Raw genomic sequence first — 14380 nt, 5'->3', positions numbered from 1 at the left:
TCGGATTGCGAGCCTGCACGCATTAGATTGTTGCGATTAACTCGCAATAATGGCTATGGGCGGTGCCATGGTGGGATTCGCTCAGACGAACATGGGATCGGCAGAAGGGCGCCTGCATCGCGGCACTCCGCGCCTGATCTCGCTCGTCGTGACCGTGTTGGTCCATATCCTCGCCCTGGTCCTCGTCGCTTACGGCCAGTTCTCTGCCGCCCCGAAACGCCCTTCGTCTTCTACCGAGCAGGTCGTCCTCGTTCCCCCGCCACCTGAAAGTCCAGATGAGCCGGAGCATGAGCTGGAAGCCGCGCCATCGCCTGCCATAGCGAAGGTGAAGCCTGCCCAAAGTGCCGGAAGCCGGGCAGAACTCGCTGCCCCGATCATGCCTACGGATGTGCCCGGCTTGCCGGCCGAGGCCTCCGGCCCTCCGCCTGAAGGAAACACTGCAAGCGACGCCGTGCAGGATTACCGACGCGAACTGTTCGAGCGGCTTGCAGCGCAGCGACACTATCCCGAAGCGGCGCTTCTCAAGCACTATCAGGGCGATGGCGCGGTGCTGTTTCGGATAGATCGCGGGGGCAACCTGCTGGACGCGGCGATGGAGCGCTCCACCGGCCGCGCGTTGCTCGATCGCGCGGCCATCAAGCAGGTCCGTCGCGCGGCGCCTTTTCCGCAGATCCCGCCGGAACTGCCTGACGAGCTGGCCGTGGCGATGCCCCTCCAGTTCCTGATCGTCCAGCCCGGCCCGCAGATGGCGGCGCGATGACGGTCCGGGCGCTGTCCCTGCTCGCCCAGCATCGCGCGGGGCTGCTGGCCAGCGTGCGCCGCCGTGTCCGCCCGCCCGTGGAGCCGGCGGACATCGTACAGGAGGCATTCGTACGCGCCATTCCCGCGATCGAGGCGGGGCGTGTGGTCGATGTTCAGGCCTTCGTTCACGGCATTGCCCGCAACCTCAGCGCCGAGGCCATGCGTCAGCAGCAGCGCTGGTCGCGCTGGCTGGTGGATGCGGACCAGACCGAACATGTCGCGGACGATGCCCCGTCACCCGAAGCCCACGCGGCCGGCCGGGACGAGCTTGAACGGCTCCACGGTGCGATGGCCTCGCTGCCGCCGCGCTGCCGCGAGGTCTTCGCCATGCGGCATGTCGAACTGCTCGAAAAGACCGAAATCGCGGAACGGCTCGGCATCCATGTCAAGCAGGTGGAAAAGCAGCTGCGCCATGCCCTCGTGCTCTGCGCCAGGATCTTGGACGATCAGGGGCGGGAAACATAAAGATGGAGCGACAGGGTGCCGATCCGGCTCGAACTCCGACTATCCTTGTGAGGCGGCTCATCGCGGCGGCCTTGCCTAAAGCGACGCGTGAGGTGAGCGATGTCGGTTGAAGACGAAGACGCCCGGCTTGAAACGGCCGAAGATCAGGCTGCGGACTGGATCGTTCGCCAGGACGGCGAACCGCTGGACGAGGCCGACCAGGCTGCTTTCGCCGCCTGGCTCGCCGTTCCCGAACATCGCCGCGAATTCGACCGGCAGCACGCGGTGTGGCAGCGCTATCGCCGGATGGCATCCTTGCCCGTGCGCATCGAGCAACCGGAGCAGCGGGGCGGGCGCCACCGTTGGCGTGCCGCCTCGGCCCCAATCCGGCGAAGGATCGCCCTTCCCGCTATCGCCGCGAGCCTTGCGCTGATCGTCGTCGGCTATGCCGAAGACTGGCCCATGCGGCTGCGCGCGGACTATTCCACCGGCATCGGTGAACGACGCACTATCACCCTCGCGGATGGTTCCGTGGTCAGGATGGATGGGGGCACGGCCCTCGCCTTCGACCGGTCCGACACGCAGCGAACCGTCAGGCTGCTGGCCGGTGCGGCGCAGTTCCAGGTGGCGCCGGACCGCCGCCATCCCTTCCTTGTCGAGACCCGGGAAGGCAGCGTGACCGCGCTTGGCACCGTATTCTCGGTGCAGGAACGCGGAGATCGCCCCGAAGTCGCGGTCCTCCAGCACAGTGTCGCCATCCGGACTTCCGCTGGCGCAAGAGCCATCGTGCACGAAGGCGAGAGCACATCGTTCACCGCCGAGCGCGTGGAGCGTCCGACCCGCACGGATGTCCAGGCCGCGACTGCATGGACGCGCGGCAAGCTGATCGTGTTCGATCGCCCGCTCGGTGAAGTTGTGGCGACCATCGCGCGCGAGCGCCATGGTTATTGGACGGTGCGCGGCGATGCGGCAAATCTGCGGGTGAACGGGGTCTACAACCTCGATCGCCCGCTCGATGCGCTGGACGCCCTGGAGAAGTCGCTCGGCCTCAGGTCCATGCGCATCTCGGACAGGCTTATCGTGCTCAGCCGCTAAGCATCAGGTTCAGGGCCTAACGCCGCACTCGAAAATTTTTTCAGCGGATAGGCTCCAAACGCCGCCTCGCTCCGACCTACCTACTGAGAGTGCATCGCAAAAGCATTTGTGCGTTCAGGGTATTGTGGGGACTTTAAAGACATGAAGCGATTTTCCGCGCGCCAGCTGCTGGCAGCCGCCTGGGTGGGCACGACGATGCTGACGACCGTCGGCCTTGCCATGCCCGCGCACGCCCAGCAGGCCGAGGTGGTGCGGCAGTATGACATTCCTGCCGGTTCGCTGGCGGAGGCGCTGAGCCGCTTTGCCGATCAGAGCGACGTCCAGATTTCCTACGAAGGCCGGTTGACCGAAGGCCGCGAGACGACCGGCCTGCGTGGCCGCTTCCTGCCGCGCGACGCTCTGCTGCGCCTGCTATTGGGCACCGGGCTGGTGGGACGGAGTGCCAATGGCGGCACTGTAACGATCGCCCCGGCCACGGTCGGGCGACTGGAACTCGATCCCATGCGCATTCAGGCAGTCGCCTATTCGAACGCCGCCGACGGTGCCGGCGGGGATGAGCAGACCGCGCGGGACGCTTCGACGATCATCGTCAACGGCCAGCAGGTCGATGCCGACAAGGTAACCGCCGTCGGCCCGTGGGGCGCTCGCGACATCGCCGACACGCCTTATTCGGTCAGCGTGATGTCTAACGACCAGATCCAGAACACGGTCGCCCGCGACCTCGACCAGCTCTACAAGATGAACCCGGTGGTGCAGGCAACCACGCCCACCAGCGTCTTCGGCTATCCCTCGGTGACGATCCGCGGCTTCGCGCAGAGCGTGGGCATTTTCGATGGCCTCAGGCTCTCGTCGTATACTTATGGCCTGAGCACCGAGGAGATCGAGAAGGTCGAGGTGATGAACGGGCTGTCCGGTTTCCTCTATGGTCCGGGCAATGTCGGCGGCGTCGCCAACTACGTGCTGAAGCGGCCGACCTACGAACGCCTCACCAACGTGACCGTAGGCAATTACGGCGGCAGCCAGTATTTCGCCCATGCGGATCTGGGCGGAAAGATCGATAGCGCCGGTACCCTCGCCTACCGCTTCAACGCCTCCTACGCGAACGGCGAAACATCGAAGGACGACCAGCACCTGAAGAAGTGGCTGGTCAGCGGCGCTTTGGACTGGAACATCGCCAGCAACCTGCTGTTCCAGGTGGAGGCGGCGCATACCTACTGGCATCTCGACCGGGCCGACACGCGCTTCTACACCGCCGGCCTCAGCGGCTGGCCCGATGCCTATGACGTCAGCAAGACCTATACGCCAGACTGGACCTACAACCAGACCAAGTCCGACCGGATCGGCGCAAACCTGAAATACACGCTTTCGGAAGCGGTGTCGGTGCGCACGGCCTACATGCACAAGATAGACACGCGCGAGTTCCTGATCCCCTATCCGATCTACAAGGGCACGGGCTGGAGCATGTATTCTCCGACCCGGGCGCTGCCTTACGACACCATTTCGGACAGCGCCTATGTCTATGTCGACGCATCGTTCGACACGGGCGGGATCGGCCACAAGCTGACGGTGGGAGGATCCTGGGATACCTACCGGGTCAACCAGTACAGCCCGAACTACATCGACCCGCTGAACCCCGACGGTACGCCCTATGTGGTGCCCGCCAATGTCCCGCTGGAAGACTTCCTCAACCTTCCCGAACCCAGCTACACGACAGAGCGCGGCCCGCGCTACAAGGCCAACCAGGCGACCAACACCAACATCATCATCGGTGACGACATCGCCTTCACCGATACCTTGAGCGCGCTCATCGGCTTCAACTACAGCACGATCGATACCAAGGCGTTCAGCGCCACAGGCGCGTCCACTTCGAGCTACAAGGAATCCGCGCTCACCCCCACCGTCTCGATCATCTACAAGCCGGTTTCCGGGCTGACCACATATGCCAGCTACATGGAATCGCTCGAAGCCGGAACCGTGGTTCCCGACGACGAGAACCTCTATACCAACCCCGGCCAGATATTCTCGCCGATGATCAGCCGCCAGTACGAAGTGGGCGCGAAATACGCCTTCTCCGACAGCCTGCTGCTGACCTCGGCGCTGTTCCGGATCGAGAAGGCGAATTCCTACACCGAAACCGACGCCAACGGCATGATCACTATCAGCCAGGACGGGCGACAGGTCCACCAGGGCGTGGAACTGACGCTGACCGGCAAGGTGACCGACAACCTAAACGTGGTGGTCGGCGGCACGCTGATGGACCTCAGCATCCAGAAGGCTAGCAACGCCGCGCTCAAGGGCAAGTCCCCCACCGGCTCCTCTCCGCTGCTGCTCAAGGGCTCGGTGGACTATGGCATCCCCGGCATCGAAGGGCTCTCCCTGTCAGGCGGGCTCTACTACACCGGTTACAAGTACCAGGATCCCGCCAACCTCAACAAGATCGACGACTACCTGTTGGTTGACCTGGGGATCCGCTACCGCACGACCGCGCTGGGCAAGCCGGTGACGTTCAACCTCTACGCCTCCAACCTCACCAACAAGGACTACTGGGCCTCGGTCAACCAGCTCGGCAACCCGCGCAACATCGCCTTCTCGGCGCGGGCCGAGTTCTGATCGCCGTGGACAGGAAAGCGCTCTCACCCCGGAGGCTCGGGCAGTCATGAAGCAGAGTTTCCGCCAGTCGATGGCATGGCTGCACACCTGGGTCGGCCTGCTCCCCGGATGGGTTCTCTACATCGTCTTCCTGTTCGGAACGGCGGCGTTCTTCCAGCACGAGATCGATGCGTGGATGCGCCCCGAACTGTCTTCGGGCAGCACGGTCAGCACCCGCGCGCTCGATGCCGCCGACACGCTCCTGCGCCAGCGCGGCGCGGGGGCGGAAAGCTGGAGAGTGTCGCTGCCCAATGCGCGCGGCGGCAGCGGGCTGACGGTCTCGTGGCGCAAGCCCGGGCAGGACCGGCATGATCGCAGCGAGATTACACTCGATCCGCAGAGCGGCCGCGAACTGGCGGTGCGCGAGACGCGGGGCGGGTTCTTCCTCTACCGCATGCATTTCGACCTGCATTACATCTCGGTCCGCTGGGGCCGATATACCGTCTGCGTGGCGGCCCTTGCCATGCTGGTGGCGATCCTTTCCGGCGTGGTGACGCACAAGAAGATCTTCACCGACTTCTTCCAGATGCGCCTCGGCAAGGGCCAGCGCAGCTGGCTGGACGCGCACAATGCCACCGGCGTGCTGGCGCTGCCGTTCCACGTGATGATCACGTACACCGGCCTCGTCACGCTGCTGTTCACGCTGATGCCCTGGGCGATCAGCGGCAACTTCCCCACGCGCGACGCCTTCTACGAAGCCTCCGCCTCCAGCCCGGACGAGCGCGAGGCCAGCGGCATCCCGACGCCGACGGTCCCCCTCGCCCGCCTCGTAGCGGCGGCCCGGCACGAATGGGGCGAGGCCAACCCCGGCTACATCAACATCGAACATCCCGGCGATGCCGCCGCCACCGCGCGCCTCTATCCCCAGCGCACCGACTGGAGCAGCGGGCGGCGCGATGCGCTCTATCTCGACGCGGCGCAGGGCAGCATCATCCCCCTCCTCTCACCGTCCAGGGGCGGCGCCAGCCTGACGCGCGAAGTCATGATCGATCTGCATACCGGCTGGTTCGCCGGGCTTGGCCTGCGCTGGCTCTACTTCCTTTCGGGCCTTGTCGGCACCGCGATGTGCGCCACCGGCCTTGCCCTATGGTGCGTCAAGCGGCGCACCAAACTGCCCGATCCGTCGCGTCCGTACTTCGGGTTCCGCCTGGTCGAGCGCCTCAACATCGGCTTCATCGCCGGAGCGCCTGCCGGGATCGCGGTCTATTTCCTTGCCAACCGGCTGCTTCCGGTCACGCTGGTGGAGCGGGCGGAATGGGAGGTCAACAGCCTGTTCATCGGCTGGGGCGCGATCTTCGCCTGGACGCTGGCAAGGCCCGCCAAGCGCGCCTGGGTGGAAGCGCTGGGCACAGGCGCCGCGCTGTTCGCGCTGGTCCCGCTGGTCAATGCCCTGACCACATCGCGGGGCCTGGGCGAAAGCATCCGGCGCGGCGACTGGATCATCGCCAGCTTCGACCTGACAATCGCCGCCATCGCCGCCGGTCTTGCCTACACCGCCTGGAAAGTCCTACGCCACCAGCCCAAGGCCGCGCCCGCACGCCGAAGGCGCGAACAGGTGGAGGCTCCGGCATGATCCACCTGGCAATCGCGCTGCCTGCAATAGTCGGCTTCGCGCTCCTGTTGATGGCCATGGCGCGCCACCAGCAGGACTGGCTGCGCCGCAAGCTGGCGCCGCGAACTGGGCAAATGCTGCGGTGGAGCGGGTTCGCCGCGCTTGGCCTTGCCTTCGTCCTCGCCGGTATCGGCCTCGGCTGGTCCTATGGCGCGCTCGTGTGGTTCGGATGGCTGAGTGTCGCTGCGGGGCTGGCGCTCACCGCCCAGACGAACCGCGAACGCATCCTCCGGCTGATTTCCTGAAGACTGTAGACGCTTCCGCGTCCGTTTCGAACAAGGAGAGAGACATGTTCAAGACCACCGTGCCCGGACAGAAAGTGTCGAGGCAACGGCATATCGCACCGCCGAGCTTCGCGACCGAATGACCGCCCCTGCAAACGATACCGCCCGCCGCCTTGCGGTGACGGCGCGCACGCTTGCGGGCACGCTGGGAGCCTATGGGCTGACGGCGCAGGCCACCGTGGTGCTCTCGTTCGTCCTTGCGCGACTGGGCATGGACCGCGCCGAAGCGGTGATCGCCGCGACGCTGGCCAGCTTCGCGCTCTTCGCAGCGATTTCGATGGCGATCTTCCACGCCAACAGCGCGATACGGGCGTGGACCTGGCTGGCGGCAACGGCGGTTCCGCTGGCGCTTCTGCAATGGCTGCTGGCTCCCGTTCCCTGAATCCTTCCACGGCTTGCCGTCAAGGGACGAGGGCCGCCACTTCCTCTTCTTCTCGCAAAAGCCGTGCGATCAATTGGCGCGTGTGGCGGCCGCCAACATCGCTGGCGATATCGATCATCGGTGCCGCAGGGTTCTGGGTAAGGCGGAACTGCTGAAGTTCGAGCACCTCCTGGTCTTCACGGAAAGTTCTGGCGGTTTGTTCGAAGACCTCATCGGGAACGCCGTTGTCCAGGATGTTGGTCGCCATGGACCAGAAATAGTGCGTCGTCGTTGCCGTCTCCGGGGTGATCCCGTGGAAACCGAGCATTGAAAATCCGCCTTCCCGGTTGCCGTCATAGGCTCCGCTACCGGCATCACATGCTCCGGTGTGGATCCGTATATTGATCGGCTCGAAGTGGATTTCCTGCCAGCGGTCGATCTTTCCCTTGAAGCCCGCAGCATCGACATAAGTCGGAGGCGGCACGGAATCGGGCATATGGCGCACCACGCGCACGCCGTTCGTCAGCTTTTCGGACCGTGTCTTGGTCTTGAAGTGCAGCTCGGGATTACCGCCGATCGTGTTCGCGTGGATATAGGGCAGGTGCGACAGGTCCATCAGGTTATCGATGAGCAGTTGCCAGTTCCCTTTCACGGGAAAGTGCGCGCTGCGCCAGGCGTAGGCCGGGTTTTCATGAATGGGATAGTCCGGCACCAGGGCTTTGTCCGCACGCCCCGGATCCCCCATCCAGATCCACATGAGGCCCTGCTTCTCCACGAGAGGATAGGCCCGGACACGAGCGGTGTCGGGAACGCGATCCTGGGCAGGGATCCGGATGCACTTGCCGTCGCCCCCAAATTCGAGGCCGTGATAAGGGCATCGAATGGCTCCCTGATCGACGACGCCTGCCGAGAGCGGCATGGCGCGATGCGCGCAACGGTCTTCCAGGGCATAGGCGGTTCCATCGTGCGCGCGCCACAAGACCACGGGCCTTTCGAGGAAAGTTCGCCCGACGCGATCACCAGGATCCAGATCGCTGCTCCACCCGGCGACATACCACAGGTTCTCCAGATATTTCCCACCGGCCACAGCGCCATCCTCTCTTGTTATGATGCGAGGATAACGCGTGTCTGACTGATTTGCAGGACTGGTAGTTCTGATATAGGTTATTTGCAGAACGGATAACCTGAGTGAACTACAGACATTTCGACCTTAACCTGCTCGTGGTGCTCCACTCCCTGCTCGAGGAGCGGGGCGTGAACGCGACGGCCAGGCGGTTGGGTATGAGCCAGCCCAACGTCAGCTTTGCGCTGAACAAGCTGAGAAGCCGCTTCGAGGATGAGTTGCTTATCCGGGTCGGCAATTCGATGCAGCCGACCGCGCTGGGAGAATCGCTGCGTCTACCTTTGCAGAAGATGCTGGCCTCTCTCGAAGGCGAGATCTTCGCTCAGCGCACATTCGAACCGGAATGCTCCGACCGGCGCTTTACGATCAGCACTTCGGATATCGGCGAGCTGGTGTTTCTCCCGCGGCTTATGGCGGAACTGGCCGGGCGGGCGCCGGGCATTACCCTGGAATCCCGATCGATGGCGCCGGATGAGCTGCAAGCCGCCATGGCCGAGGGCGAAGTGGATTTGGCTCTTGGCTATTTTCCCGATCTCGATGGCAATAACTTCCTGACCCAGAAGCTGTTCGATCACCCTTTCGCCTGTATCGCGCGGGCCGACCATCCGGAAGCCCGCGCGGGCTGGTCGCTCGAAACTTACCTCGGCTTGGGCCATATCGTCGTTGCGCAGCGCGGCCGAAGCCAGGAGCTGTTCGAGGCGAGGCTGCGGGAAATGGGGCTATCGCGGCGCGTTCAGCTCCAATCGCCCCATTTCATGAGCGTCCCGCTGCTGGTTGCGGGATCGGACCTGATCAGCACCGTCCCCGCAGCCGTCGGCGGAATATTCGCGACGATGGCCCACCTCAAGGTCATCGCCCCGCCATTGCCATCACCGATGATCAACCTTCAGCAATTCTGGCACCGACGCGCACAGGACGATCCTGCGGTGCTATGGCTACGCAGGCTTATCGCCGAGCTGTTTCTGGGTCGCGACCCCTCGCCTACGGGCGTCTAGGGGCCCAGCGACCTTGCCGTTCCCTGTATTTATCCTTTCGCCAGAGCTTCGCCTCGCCCCAAAACTCGTGCGACCAATGCCGGCAAATCGCCATCGTCGCGAAAACCTGCGGCCTGCGCCTGGCGAGAGCTGAGACGCGGCAATGACGCGAATGCTTTCTCCAACTCGATGTCCGGCTCGTATGCAGGGCTGATCGAAGCGTGGCATTGCCGAGTTATCTCGGCGACGAGGTCACCGATAGACACCCAGGTTGCAGGCAGGGTCACCGCTCGGCTTGGCGGGAGCATCGCGCTGTCCAGCATGAGCGCGTTTATCACGTTGTCGACGCATCGATCGATCGATTGCACCCATACCGTTCCGTCTTCAGAAACTGGACATGTGAACGGCCGGTTCGCGCTCAGGGCGTGAACCAGCTCGGACAGAAACGCGGATTTCATTCCAGCAGAGCCGGCGGGGCGAGCAACGATCCCGGGCAAGCGCACCGTTACTCCATCGATCGAGCCGCGCCGCGAATACATGGAAACCGCCTGTTCCATCATTGCCTTGTGGCCCGCGTAGATCATGCGGGGCGTAAGCGGTGTCTCGTCGTCCACGCCCTCAAGCGGTGGATCGCCGAAGACCGCTATCGAGCTGGCGAATACGAACCTTGCGCCTGGCGAGAACGCCGCCGTATCGCGTATAAGGTCATAGGTCGCATCGCAGTTGATCCTGCGAGATGCGGCAGGATCCGCCTCGGCGGCTCCGCCCGGCACCGTGGCAAGATGTATCACGGCATCGCATCCCCCCATCAGCATTTGCCGACGCACCGACGGATCGCCCAGATCTCCCACGACGCCTGCAACTCCATCCGGAGCGGCGGCCAGATCGGTATCTGCGGCGATGACTGTGTGGCCGATCTGAAGCAAGCGAGCCGATAGCGCGCGGCCCACGAAGCCTCCTGCTCCGGTGACGACGACCTTCATTTCGCCGCCGCATCCTCGGGTTTGCATTCGTCGAGCGCGCGACCATCGAGCAGGAAAGCCGGAGCTTCGATCAGGACGAAGACAAGCCGGCAGATGCTGTCAGTCGTGTTGCGCCATAAATGGTTGGTGCCGCGCTGAACGACAATGCCTCCCTCGCTGATGGTGCGGCGTTCGCCGTCGTCCACTTCAAGTTCGATCTCGCCTTTCAACACAATGCCATAATCGATGGAGTTGGTACGATGCATGGGGCTTTCGCAGCCAGGCATCATGTCGACAACGCGAATGACCGAACCGCCTTCGAGTGTCAGGCCGGTTGGCCGGCTTCGTCCATCGGTTTCGTCGTTGTTATCGGCCGGAACCGTCGCGGTGGTCCAGACGGTCAGAAACGCCGCATCGCCTCCGGGGATCATCTGCGGAACCGTGGCATCCTCGGAACGGAACACGGCCTTTCCTGCGGCATCGTGCCCGGTGACCAGACGGTGTACCGGGACAGGAGCGATGTCGTTCATGGTGCACCTACTTTCTGCGCCGCAACCCGACGGCCCCGGCGGCACAGCGCGATCGCGGCGGAAAGGCCGCCGCCGACAACGAGAATACTCAGCTCTTGCATCCCAGGAATCCTCGAAAAAATCGCGGTTCAGAACTCGTCCAGATCGTCGGCAATCACTGCTGGTCCTTTGAAAACCCCGGATATCCGAGCGAGATATGCCAGCAGTTCGCCGGCCGTAGCCGTTGGGGCAACGACATGTGTGACGACCACGGACTTTACACCCGCTCGCGCAGCCATTTCGCCGACTTGCTCAGGCGTAAGATGATGGGTTGAGAGATGCCGGGTCAGGCCTGTCATTGCCGCTGGGCTCATATCCGGCGTGTTGCGGCGCACGTTGGCGACCGTGCTCTCGACGTCAATCATCTCTGAAACCAGGAGATCGGCACCTTTTGCCAGTCGCTCCACGGCCGGACTCGGGCCGGTGTCGCCGGTGTAGACGATCGTGCGGTCGGAAGCTGCGAAGCGGAACGATAGCGATTTGAACTGCTTGTCCGCTTCCGAACCCGATGCGAAGGAATAATGCGTGTTCTGCCCGACCGTCACGGCGACATCGCCAAGGTTGAACCTGGATCCATCGGTCAGTTCCACAACCTCCACACTATCAGCCGGATCGGCATCGGGTTCCCCCGGCAGACCATATCCGGCGGCCACCGCCGGCTTCATCGAGACCAATAGTCCATCGACCAGCGCGCGCGTTCCCGGTGGGCCGTAGATGGAAAGCCTGCCGCGCACGCCGGTCTGGAAGCGCAAACCGAGCACTGCCTGGAGCCCGGCCGTGTGGTCGAAATGAAGGTGGCTCAAGACCACTCCGCGAACCTGTTGCAAACGCACCGGCGTCGCAGCCAGCCGCTCCACCGCGCCGGCGCCGCAATCGATCAGGTAGGCATCCGGTCCGCGCAGCAGGAGATTGGCCGGTTGACTGCGCGAAGCCGAGGCAATCGGTCCGCCCATCGTCCCCAGCGTGAACCACTTCGTCATGGCAGGCGGCGGGGTAATCTGAGCCCCCACGCCAGGGTTCGCGCCAGCACTTGCGTCAGCAAGGACCGAGGCCGGAGGCAATCCGGTGGTGCAGGCCAGCGCGAAGGCGATCAGACCAAGCCGCATCAGAACTTTACCCCCGCGCGGACGCCGTAAGTGCGCGGCGGGGACGTGATGATCGTCGAAGCCGAGGCGGCGTTGTAAGTCAGTCCCGCCGTGACGATGCGGTTGTTCTCGATATTGCGCACGAATGCACCGATCGACCACCGGTCATTCTGAGGCGCGAAGGTGATGTTGGCGTTGCTCGTCCAGGTGTCCCCGACCTGCTGCTCCGGCATGTACTGGAACGCCACATAACGGCTCGTCTTGTACTGGGTGTCGGCTGCGAGCACGAGCTTGTAATTGCCGATGTCGACCGTCTGCTGGGCGCCCAGGTTGATCGTCCATTTCGGCGATTGGTAAGCCGGACGCCCCGAGCAGTCGATCTCATACTGCCCCGGAGAGGTGGCGCTTACAGCAAAAGGGCACGAAGTCAGCGGCGGCGTAGCCCCGATGGGCTCGCGGTACACGAAATCCTTGTATTGCGCGTCGAGATACTGAACCTGAGCCGACAGCAAGGTATTGCGCGTGGCCAGGAACTGCAGTTCCACTTCCGCGCCCTTGATGGTGGAGCGCCCGGCGTTCTCCGTGAACTGCCCCTGATTACCGGCCAGATCGACGCCGGTGTGATTGATCTGCTGGTCGCGATACTTCCAATAGAAGGCCTCGGCATTGAGCTGGAGCCGATTGTCGAAGAACCGGTTCTTCATGCCCAGCGTATAGGCGGTGATGTATTCGGGCTGGAAGGTTTCATAGCCGACCGACATGGAGAAGCCGCCCGAACGATAGCCCGTTTCGACACTGGCGTAGAGCAGCGAACTCGGGCCGACATCGAACTCCGCACCCGCGCGCCAGGTCAGCTTCGAGGTATCGAGCGGCTGATCGACCACGGTTTGCGCGCGGATAAGCAGGGCGCCGGACGTGCCGATCGGCGTGACGCCGCCCGGCTGTGGAACAATGAACGGCGCCTGCAGCTGCGTGAAACTGTCGGTGACCGGCAGCAGCGTGGCTGTCGGGCAGCTCGGCACGAAGTTCACCGTGCGCGTGCAGCGTACCAGGAAGACATCGGCCGTGCCGTCGAAGTCTTTTTCATCGCGGGTCCAGCGCAGTCCCCCGATCAGGCGCAGGCGGTCGCTGAGATTGGCGGTGAGGCGCCCGAACACTGCGTAGGAGCGGGTGTCCGAGGTGAATTCCTGATAGGCGTTGAGGGCCTGCTGGGCAAAAGTGTAATTGCCGTCGACGCTCTCGTCGAAATAGTAGGCGCCCAGGATCGCGTCGAAGATGCCGATGCGATCGGCGGCGAAGCGCGCCTCCAGGCTGAACTGTTCGTCCTTTTCCTGGATGTAGCCGACGAAACCGGGGTTGCCGAAGGCATTGTCGAGATCAGAATAGCGCCAGGCCGGGACCACGGTCAGCGTGCCGGCGCCGGTGCGCCAGTTCAGCTCGGCATTGACGCCGTAGTAGCTGTTGTCCTGATAGAGGTCGGGATAGAGCGGATCGGCAGTGCGGCCGGAAAGGCCGAGGAAAAGCGTCTGGCGATAGGCCTGCGAGGCGGGATCGAGAAGCCCGGTGGACTTGCCCAGTCCGGACGGAACGAAGACGTAACCACCGGACCCGCGGTCGTAGGCATACCTGCCCTGATAGGATGCACCGACTCCCTTGCCGCCAGTGTGCGAATAGTCGCCGCCGACGCGCACGGTGAGATCGGGCGTCAGTTCGGCCAGGTACTGGAGACGCAGCGCCCCGGTCCTGTCGTTGGAGGTGCCGTCCGAGAGGTAGGCATCATGGCGGGTCAGGCTGCCGGCGATGCGCATGGCACCATTTTCGCCGACCGGCACATTGATTGCGCCCTGTGCCGTCAGGGCATCGTAATTACCGTAGGAAATGTCGGCGAAGCCGGAAAACTCGCCGGGCTTGGGCTTGGCCGGGAGGACGTTGATCGCGCCGCCGGTGGCATTGCGTCCGTATAAAGTACCTTGCGGCCCCTTCAGCACTTCGACGCGCTCGAGATCGTAGAACACCCCGGTGGCCGAGGTCGGGCGGCCGATGTAGACGCCGTCATAGTTGAAGGCGATCGCCGGGTCCGAATAGCCATTGACGGTGAAGTTGCCGACGCCGCGCAGGAAGAACACCGCATTGGCGCCGCCATTCTGCTGAACGTTGAGGGCGGGAACCAGCTGGCCCAGCCCGGAAGCTTGCGTCAGGCCGCTGTTTATGAAGTCGTCGCCGCCGACAACATCGATGGCGATCCCCGCCCGCTGTGCGCTCTCCGCCTTGCGCTGCGCTGTTACGACGATTTCGTTGAGCCCGGTCGGCGCATCGGTTCGGGAAGTCTCGGCTTCCATGGATCTTGTTGCCGAAGAGTCCTGCGCTTTGACTGCACCCGACGATAGTATGCCGACCAAGGCCGTGCCCAACAGAAATGCC

Annotated in this window: 13 protein-coding genes; 8 read left to right on the top strand and 5 right to left on the bottom strand. The window is 63.7% G+C overall.

Annotation, left to right across the window (positions count from 1 at the left end; genetic code table 11):
- Positions 1–67: 67 nt before the first annotated feature.
- The 7 genes from ACI3K3_RS11080 to ACI3K3_RS11050 all read left to right on the top strand — a co-directional run bounded on the left by ACI3K3_RS11080 (position 68) and on the right by ACI3K3_RS11050 (position 7267).
- The gene (locus tag ACI3K3_RS11080; protein ID WP_404913667.1) at positions 68–760 is read left to right on the top strand and encodes an energy transducer TonB; all 693 of its coding nucleotides are present in this window, start codon (positions 68–70) and stop codon (positions 758–760) included.
- Complete coding sequence (locus tag ACI3K3_RS11075) at positions 757–1266, top strand: RNA polymerase sigma factor (RefSeq protein ID WP_404913665.1); 510 nt, start codon at positions 757–759, stop codon at positions 1264–1266. The genes ACI3K3_RS11080 and ACI3K3_RS11075 overlap by 4 nt, the downstream gene beginning before the upstream one ends.
- Before the next feature lie 99 nt (positions 1267–1365).
- Complete coding sequence (locus tag ACI3K3_RS11070) at positions 1366–2340, top strand: FecR family protein (RefSeq protein ID WP_404913663.1); 975 nt, start codon at positions 1366–1368, stop codon at positions 2338–2340.
- A gap of 141 nt (positions 2341–2481) precedes the next feature.
- On the top strand, positions 2482–4950 hold the full coding sequence (locus tag ACI3K3_RS11065; RefSeq protein WP_404913661.1) for a TonB-dependent siderophore receptor: 2469 nt from the start codon (positions 2482–2484) through the stop codon (positions 4948–4950).
- A 46-nt stretch (positions 4951–4996) separates the two neighbouring features.
- On the top strand, positions 4997–6562 hold the full coding sequence (locus tag ACI3K3_RS11060; protein WP_404913659.1) for a PepSY-associated TM helix domain-containing protein: 1566 nt from the start codon (positions 4997–4999) through the stop codon (positions 6560–6562).
- Entirely contained in the window at positions 6559–6846 is a 288-nt protein-coding gene (locus ACI3K3_RS11055) for a DUF3325 domain-containing protein (RefSeq protein ID WP_404913657.1), read from the top strand. The genes ACI3K3_RS11060 and ACI3K3_RS11055 overlap by 4 nt, the downstream gene beginning before the upstream one ends.
- 118 nt (positions 6847–6964) lie before the next feature.
- Positions 6965–7267, top strand: a complete 303-nt coding sequence (locus tag ACI3K3_RS11050; protein WP_404913656.1) for a hypothetical protein — start codon at positions 6965–6967, stop codon at positions 7265–7267.
- 19 nt (positions 7268–7286) lie between these two features.
- Here ACI3K3_RS11050 and ACI3K3_RS11045 read toward each other — a convergent pair whose 3' ends face one another.
- The gene (locus ACI3K3_RS11045; protein ID WP_404913654.1) at positions 7287–8333 is read right to left on the bottom strand and encodes a Rieske 2Fe-2S domain-containing protein; all 1047 of its coding nucleotides are present in this window, start codon (positions 8331–8333) and stop codon (positions 7287–7289) included.
- Positions 8334–8434: 101 nt separating this feature from the next.
- On the opposite strand from ACI3K3_RS11045, the gene ACI3K3_RS11040 reads away from it, so the two are divergent.
- Complete coding sequence (locus ACI3K3_RS11040) at positions 8435–9364, top strand: LysR family transcriptional regulator (RefSeq protein ID WP_404913652.1); 930 nt, start codon at positions 8435–8437, stop codon at positions 9362–9364.
- Between the two features lie 29 nt (positions 9365–9393).
- On the opposite strand, the gene ACI3K3_RS11035 is transcribed toward ACI3K3_RS11040, so the two are convergent.
- The 4 genes from ACI3K3_RS11035 to ACI3K3_RS11020 form a co-directional block, all read right to left on the bottom strand.
- Positions 9394–10326, bottom strand: a complete 933-nt coding sequence (locus ACI3K3_RS11035) for an NAD-dependent epimerase/dehydratase family protein (RefSeq protein WP_404913650.1) — start codon at positions 10324–10326, stop codon at positions 9394–9396.
- Positions 10323–10835 (bottom strand): cupin domain-containing protein, encoded by a 513-nt coding sequence (locus ACI3K3_RS11030; RefSeq protein WP_404913648.1) that lies wholly within the window; start codon positions 10833–10835, stop codon positions 10323–10325. Before ACI3K3_RS11030 ends, ACI3K3_RS11035 begins: the two co-directional genes overlap by 4 nt.
- 128 nt (positions 10836–10963) lie before the next feature.
- On the bottom strand, positions 10964–11980 hold the full coding sequence (locus tag ACI3K3_RS11025) for an MBL fold metallo-hydrolase (protein WP_404913646.1): 1017 nt from the start codon (positions 11978–11980) through the stop codon (positions 10964–10966).
- On the bottom strand, positions 11980–14298 hold the full coding sequence (locus ACI3K3_RS11020; protein WP_404913644.1) for a TonB-dependent receptor: 2319 nt from the start codon (positions 14296–14298) through the stop codon (positions 11980–11982). The genes ACI3K3_RS11025 and ACI3K3_RS11020 overlap by 1 nt, the downstream gene beginning before the upstream one ends.
- Positions 14299–14380: the final 82 nt, after the last annotated feature.

It is taken from the genome of Novosphingobium sp. ZW T3_23 (assembly GCF_044987305.1).
Lineage (GTDB): Bacteria > Pseudomonadota > Alphaproteobacteria > Sphingomonadales > Sphingomonadaceae > Novosphingobium.
Note: the sequence above shows the minus strand (reverse complement) of the source record. Positions and strands in the feature narration are given on the sequence as shown.

Coding starts and splice junctions, on each gene's coding strand:
- ACI3K3_RS11065 (WP_404913661.1), top strand. CDS start 2,482: ATGAAGCGATTTTCCGCGCGCCAGCTGCTGGCAGCCGCCTGGGTGGGC.
- ACI3K3_RS11020 (WP_404913644.1), bottom strand. CDS start 14,298: ATGGAAGCCGAGACTTCCCGAACCGATGCGCCGACCGGGCTCAACGAA.
- ACI3K3_RS11075 (WP_404913665.1), top strand. CDS start 757: ATGACGGTCCGGGCGCTGTCCCTGCTCGCCCAGCATCGCGCGGGGCTG.
- ACI3K3_RS11070 (WP_404913663.1), top strand. CDS start 1,366: ATGTCGGTTGAAGACGAAGACGCCCGGCTTGAAACGGCCGAAGATCAG.
- ACI3K3_RS11035 (WP_404913650.1), bottom strand. CDS start 10,326: ATGAAGGTCGTCGTCACCGGAGCAGGAGGCTTCGTGGGCCGCGCGCTA.
- ACI3K3_RS11055 (WP_404913657.1), top strand. CDS start 6,559: ATGATCCACCTGGCAATCGCGCTGCCTGCAATAGTCGGCTTCGCGCTC.
- ACI3K3_RS11080 (WP_404913667.1), top strand. CDS start 68: ATGGTGGGATTCGCTCAGACGAACATGGGATCGGCAGAAGGGCGCCTG.
- ACI3K3_RS11030 (WP_404913648.1), bottom strand. CDS start 10,835: ATGAACGACATCGCTCCTGTCCCGGTACACCGTCTGGTCACCGGGCAC.
- ACI3K3_RS11025 (WP_404913646.1), bottom strand. CDS start 11,980: ATGCGGCTTGGTCTGATCGCCTTCGCGCTGGCCTGCACCACCGGATTG.
- ACI3K3_RS11050 (WP_404913656.1), top strand. CDS start 6,965: ATGACCGCCCCTGCAAACGATACCGCCCGCCGCCTTGCGGTGACGGCG.
- ACI3K3_RS11060 (WP_404913659.1), top strand. CDS start 4,997: ATGAAGCAGAGTTTCCGCCAGTCGATGGCATGGCTGCACACCTGGGTC.